This is a genomic window from Phyllobacterium sp., assembly GCF_037994425.1.
Classification (GTDB): Bacteria; Pseudomonadota; Alphaproteobacteria; order Rhizobiales; family Rhizobiaceae; genus Phyllobacterium.
Genome location: NZ_JBBNAM010000196.1, coordinates 1 through 5540, shown reverse-complemented (window position 1 = coordinate 5540; position 5540 = coordinate 1). Strand labels below are relative to the sequence as shown.

5 protein-coding genes and 1 pseudogene are annotated in these 5540 nt (G+C 56.1%); 1 reads left to right on the top strand and 5 read right to left on the bottom strand.

What is annotated here, in order from left to right; translation table 11 throughout:
* On the bottom strand, window positions 1–616 hold a 616-nt coding region (locus AAAB35_RS13945), incomplete at its 3' end, for an Arm DNA-binding domain-containing protein (protein WP_340668889.1).
* 659 nt (window positions 617–1275) lie between these two features.
* Between AAAB35_RS13945 and AAAB35_RS13940 the strand changes: the two genes are divergently transcribed.
* Complete coding sequence (locus tag AAAB35_RS13940; protein ID WP_340668888.1) at window positions 1276–2454, top strand: GAF domain-containing sensor histidine kinase; 1179 nt, start codon at window positions 1276–1278, stop codon at window positions 2452–2454.
* A 27-nt stretch (window positions 2455–2481) separates the two neighbouring features.
* On the opposite strand, the pseudogene AAAB35_RS13935 reads toward AAAB35_RS13940, so the two are convergent.
* The 4 genes and pseudogenes from AAAB35_RS13935 to AAAB35_RS13920 all read right to left on the bottom strand — a co-directional run.
* Window positions 2482–3307, bottom strand: a pseudogene (locus tag AAAB35_RS13935) (site-specific integrase); the annotation flags it as partial.
* Between the two features lie 433 nt (window positions 3308–3740).
* Window positions 3741–4748: a porin gene (locus AAAB35_RS13930; RefSeq protein ID WP_340668887.1), complete on the bottom strand. Its 1008-nt coding sequence runs from the start codon at window positions 4746–4748 to the stop codon at window positions 3741–3743.
* Window positions 4749–4795: 47 nt separating this feature from the next.
* Entirely contained in the window at window positions 4796–5125 is a 330-nt protein-coding gene (locus AAAB35_RS13925) for a multidrug efflux SMR transporter (RefSeq protein WP_340668886.1), read from the bottom strand.
* A gap of 1 nt (window position 5126) precedes the next feature.
* The coding region (locus tag AAAB35_RS13920; protein WP_340668885.1) for a hypothetical protein at window positions 5127–5540 on the bottom strand (414 nt) is incomplete at its 5' end.

Sequence of the window (5540 nt, the reverse complement as noted above, 5' to 3'; positions counted from 1 at the left end):
CATGATGGCCGCGCGTCAGCTTCATGCGGGGGGGAAGGATTGCGTCGAGATGGCCCCTCCACTGAGCAGGGTTTACGTCGGAACGCCAGCCCTTGGCCTTGGCAAAGCCCAGCACCCTTTCGATTCTGCCACGCAGCCGGGAGGCGGTTTCGGGCTTCACCTGCCAGACCGGTTTCAACACCTTGAGCACATCCTCGGTGCCGATGGCCGAGACCAGCAGCGGCGCCAAGTGCTTGCAATAGTCATCGCCCAACGTCATCTCCCACTGCGCCCGGTGCTTGGCATTGCGCCACGCGGATTTGTTGTCGGTGAGGAACAGCTCCGCCGCCTTCGCAAAGGTTGGCACGGCCTCCTTGCGCGCTTCGGCCAGCGGATTGCCGCCTTGGCTGAGAACGTCACGTGCATCACCGGCCAGCTTTCTCGCCCGGGCGAGGCTGATGCTCGGGTAACCGCCCAAGCCCAAGGCGCTGCGGCGCCCGCCGATCTTGAACAGGAACAGCCACGACCGCGAGCCGGATGCTGTGACTTCGAGCCAAAGCCCGCCGCCGTCCCCGAGCCGCCCCGGTCCCACCGACTTGACTTGGGCATCTGTCAATTTGTTAAGTGGCCTCGCCATGATCCCTGCACCTTTTCCTGCACCTTTGCAGCCGGTTGATAGCATATGCTGGCGAAGGCTGAAATATGCTGGAGGGAAGTAAACCACAGAACTGCAAAGGTTTTTCTGAATGCTGGCGAAGGCTGGCGAAGGTAGGAGAAGGGCGGGTACAGCGGACTTCTTCTCCGCCATTCATTTCCTAAATGTCTGCCGGTCATTGGATGATTTGGGTGTGGCGCGCCACTAAGCCTCACGACAACCTCATGACTATGGCACGTCGTTGCGGGCGCGAACGGCCGCCGGGCCGAAGGGTTCAAACCCGCGTCAGTCAGGCCGGGAGCACCTGGCAAATAAGGACCGCAACCGAGACTGCAAAGCCGAAAACCAAAAGATGACACCACATTGGCGTGGAATAGTGCGAGATTTCGTCTTCATCGTCTTCGAACATAGGCGGCCTTTCTCCCGTTTGAGCCGTCCCTATCAGTGCAATGTGAAGCTTGGATGTCAAGCGAAGCGACTTCGGAAACGCGAACGGGGCCGCTGGACGCGGCATGGCGGAAAGGAAGAAGTGTCCCCTTGGGTAGCATCCACCTCGCTCTAGAAGCGGCCAGAATGTTTGCCGTATGGCGCAATCCCTTGAAGCCACTATAGTGGATTACAACGTAGATTCGGGAAACTATATGTCTCATGATTTTCAGGCCGATATTGATGCTATCGCACGCATTGATGCCGTTCCGACGATTCTCAATGTGGTCTGCGGCACGACCGGCATGGGCTTTGCTGCGGTTGCCCGTGTAACCGAAGATCGCTGGATTGCCTGTCAGGTGCTCGACAATATCGCGTTTGGCCTAAAGCCAGGGGGCGAACTCGAGGTCAAAACCACGATCTGCGACGAAATCCGTGGTAATGGCAAAGCAGTCGTCATCGACGAAGTTTCGCAGGATGTCGTCTATTCGGCCCATCACACGCCCAAGATTTACGGTTTCCAAAGCTATATCTCAATGCCGATCGTGCTTCCCGACGGTACCTTCTTCGGAACGCTTTGCGCCATCGATCCCGCGGCGGCCCGCCTGAAGAATCCACAGGTCATCGGTATGTTCAAGCTGTTCGCTGAACTCATTGCCTTTCATCTCGACGCCAATGAACGCCTGGCAAAAACCGAAGCCGCTTTGCTTGATGAGCGGAGAATCTCCGAATTTCGTGAGCAGTTCGTAGCCGTACTCGGTCATGATCTGCGCAATCCGGTCGCCTCCATCGACTCTGGCACGCGCCTGCTTCTGCGCACACCGCTCGATGAGAAGGCGGCAAGCATCGTCAAACTGATCCGCGGCAGCGTCGTGCGCATGTCCGGCCTTATCGATAATGTGCTTGATCTGGCGCGGGCGAGATTGGGTAGCGGCGTGATGGTCGAAATCAATGGTGACGAGCCTTTGACACCGACGCTGGTCCAGGTCGTGGACGAATTAGCTTCCGTACGCCCCGACCGCGTCGTCGAGACAAGCTTCGAATTCGAAGATCCGATCAGGTGCGACCAAATGCGCATTGGCCAGCTCCTATCGAACCTTCTCGGAAATGCCTTGGCACATGGTTCCGAAGATGGGCCAATCCGCGTGATCGCGCGGACAACGGACGAGATATTTGAACTCGCGGTCGTCAATCGCGGCGATCCGATCCCCCCGGATATGGTCGACCAGCTGTTTCTGCCCTTCTTCCGTCATGGCGCCACAACGGGCCAGCAGGGGCTTGGCCTCGGACTCTATATTGCCGCCGAAATCGCAAAGATGCACAATGGCGAGATCGAGGTCGAATCGCAGGACAACGAAACGCGATTCACGTTCCGGATGCCGCTGAACCCATAGAGAATCAGAAAAGGCATCCTATTCTGATCAGTGGAGTTCCAGTACCGCAACGCAGGAATCGAGATCATTGGTCGCAAGATGGGCATAGCGCATGGTCATCTGCAGCGTCTGATGGCCAAGCCACATCTGCACCCGCCTGATGTCGATGCCGCCGCGGACCAGCCGCGAAGCACAGGTATGGCGCAGAATATGCGGAACGACCTGATCGTCGCGGCCTAGTCCAACCTCGGCCTTGGCCTCGTTCCAGATGGCACGGAACCGCACCTGACTGTGCATCGAGAACGGTCCCTTCAGCCGGCCGCGCGGGATCGCCGTCGCTGCGCGGGCACGGGAGGAGGGGGACCGTGCGGCTGCGGCCGGATTTCGTCAGCCAGAACGTCGAGCGACTGTCCTGCAAATCGTTCCAGGAGAGACCGATGGCCTCGCCGAGGCGGCAGCCCGTATCCACCAGAAATACGCTGAGCCGATAGCTGTCTTCGCAGCGCGCCCGAATCGCCCCGAATAGACGCTGCTCCTCCTCGGCTTCCAGGAAGCGGATACGCCCTTGCCGTTCCTTTTGGCGGCGAAACTCCGGCAGATTATAGACATCGCCCATCTTGCACGCTTTCCGCAGCAACTTACTCAAGGCAGCCATCTTGCGATTGATGGTTGCATTGCTGTTACCGCGCTCGCGCAAAGTACCGATCACAGAATCGAGCATCTCCTGCGTGAATACGCTGAAGCGCTCGCCGCCCAGTATCTCGGCGATTTCTCCAAGGAATGATCGCACGTTCCCCTTGTGCGAACCTTCATCCCAGAGAATGCTGATATATTGCGCGGTCAGTTCGACGAGTGTGTGATCCCTTACCAGTCGCCTGGTTCCTTGAGCCGCTGATGAATAGTGCAGATCATATTGAAATTGAACCGAAAAACGGGTATCCGGCTGCGTGTCGGAGGGGCCAGCTAGCATAATGATTGCGCTCTAGATGAAGTAAAAAGCATCGGATAAATATGCGGAAAGTTGTATCCGCCGATCCGAAAAACGCAATCCCGGAGTCCATGCCAATTTAGGCTAATAGACTTCCGTATGATAAAGCGATCAGCTTTAACATTGCTCAACCCGAAGGGTTGCAGTTCAAACATCTTACCGTCTCCTCGGTCCGCGACCGATCAGAAATCCCTTCTCATCTGAAAATTGCTGTGCGCTGCCTTATGCGAACGCCGAAAAAATTGCTGCTTGAAACTATTGGTTCAATTGGAAAAACCGACGCCGGAAAACCGGCGCCGGGAAGATGTGAATTCAGAGATTAGAAATTTCGCTCGAAGCGGACAATGCCACCGAAAGCGTCATCATTGCCGTTGTCAAAATTGACGTATTCGATTTCCGGCGTGATGGTGAAGCCAGGCACAAGCTTGTATGCAACGTTGGCAACGGCAGCGAGTTTCCCGGCGTCTTCGTAAGAAACAGCGCCGTTAATCGTTGCCTGATCGCTTACTTTGAAGGAAGCGCCGCCCCAAACAGCCCAGTCACCATCCCAGGCAGCGAAGTAGTTATCCTTGTCTGAGTCGGTGTCGTATCCACCCATGACGAAAGCAGAGACGGTCTCGGAGAAGTTCACATCCAATCGGACTTTGCCGGCGAACTCTTCAACAACCGAATCATAGCCGCCGACTGCGGAGACTGCACCCCAACCCTGCTCGAACTTGGCGCCGGCTACGATATGAGGGAGATAATCATCAATTAGATGATCATCGTCACCCTGTTCGAGATCAATAATCGCGGAAAAGCCGTTGCCGCCTGTGAAGGTATAACTGGCTTGATTGGTCTTGTCGCCAGCATATGCCACTAGACCGTCTTCAATGACGCTGCCCGCCCCGCCTGTCCATGCATCAAAACGGGAATCTGTTACACCGATGCGGAACCCGCCCAGTTCAATGTAACCGTGTGGCAAGACAGCCTCATCGACCCCGTCCTTATAATTGAAGCGGGCTGTGATGAACGATCGCAACGTGCCAAGTTCGGTTTCGGAACGAGCATCGAACCGAGCTTCCGCGCGGGCGAGCTTCCTCCAGGTATCGGGGTCCTTACCCGTGCCCAGGTCATCACCAGCACGAGCGTCATACCGGAGGATGCCGCTGATCTTCAGGCAGGTTTCAGTCCCTGGAATATAGAAGAAGCCGGCGCCGTAAGCGTCGCAAACGCGAACGTATTCGACAGGCTCTGGTTCAGCGACGACGATTGCATCTGCAGCACGTGCGCCGGTTGCTGCAACGAGAGCCGCAGCGGAGCCGAGTAGAAGGCTCTTGATGTTCATTTCTGACCTCCAGTCAAGATTCGCTGGAGGAGGGAAGGAAAACGCCGTTAGTGGCCGACAGTGCTCGAGAACAGATTGACGATGAGGACGCCGGCAATGATCAGGGAAAGACCAATGATTGCCGGCATATCAAGTGCCTGCCGGTACCAGAACCAGCCAACAGCTGCGATGAGCACGATGCCCGCGCCCGACCAGATGGCGTAGACGATGCCGACCGGCATTGTCTTGATCGGTATCGACAGGAGATAGAAGGCGAGGCCGTAGCCGAACACACAGACCAGGGAAGGCCATAATCTGGTAAAACCGTCCGCCTGTTTCAGGGCCGATGTGGCGATGACTTCACAGACTATGGCAACAACGAGGTAGAGATATGTCATGTCAAATCACCATTGCGGAAGGGGTCTGAAAGTCGCCGATTCGAATCGGGCAAAGTCTGAAAACCACCTGTTCATGGGTGATTCTACGGACGTGCACCGTTCCAATACCGGCATTCAAAGGCAAGATTTCATTAAAAAACCAGTTACCTCTCTTAAGGAGTGGTAAAGATATTGGAGGGCACTCGGCGTTTTCGTGGCATTTTCGCAACAGCGTTCTGGCATAGAGCCTTTGGAACCCTTCCAGCGAGACTTTCGTGGTTGAAACGCCGGCGCTGGCGAGTATGGTCTGTCGGGAGGAAGGGCGTTCATCGCATTTCTTCTTGGACTTAGGGGATGGGGACAGGTTGTCCTTCAGCCAAATTGGAATGCCCAGACCCATTTTTAACTTTGACTGGAGGTCAGAAATGAACATCAA